The organism is Neoluteolibacter marinus (assembly GCF_014904755.1).
In the GTDB taxonomy this organism is placed as follows: Bacteria; Verrucomicrobiota; Verrucomicrobiia; order Verrucomicrobiales; family Akkermansiaceae; genus Haloferula; species Haloferula marina.
The window spans coordinates 1-503 of the sequence record NZ_JACZFQ010000349.1 but is presented as its reverse complement, the minus strand read 5'-3'; the positions used below and the strand labels follow the sequence as shown (position 1 = coordinate 503).

Sequence of the window (503 nt, the reverse complement as noted above, 5' to 3'; positions counted from 1 at the left end):
CCGCCTCCGCATGCTCCTCATCACCGGCGGCCTCGACGCCTCACCCCACACTCAACTCTGAAGAGCCAGTTAACCAGCTGAAGGCTGCTGTCCAGAATGTGTTTTGGAAGCGTTGGTGGAAAAGTGCGAAGTGCCCGATCTCGTCTACATCGAGGTTCCGAGGGTGCAGATAGATCTCCTCGCATTCGGCTTGAGGGAGATAGTTCAGTGTTCTTCGCACCGCTGCTGGTGTGGCATATGGGTCGTCAGTTGGATTCACCGCCAATACCGGGAGCGTCAGCTGAGCGCTTCGGCGCAGTATCGCCTCTCCCTCGGGGCCGATCGTCTTCGAGTAGTCCGATGCTCCGCGCGCCCAGTCGAGGGCGACGCCCTGTGGCAGATTTTCCAGCCATCCGAGCTTCTTTCCCGGGAAGTAGCCCAGCACTCGAGCAATCACCGGCATACAGACGTGCCACTTGATAAATAGGCTGAGCCTGTGCGTCTTCTCGTAATCCGGCCAGTGT

Annotated in this window: 1 pseudogene; it reads right to left on the bottom strand. The window is 58.8% G+C overall.

The annotated features are described in order from the left end of the window. Nucleotides 1-40: 40 nt before the first annotated feature. Nucleotides 41-503: pseudogene (locus IG178_RS25210) on the bottom strand (alpha/beta hydrolase); the annotation flags it as partial.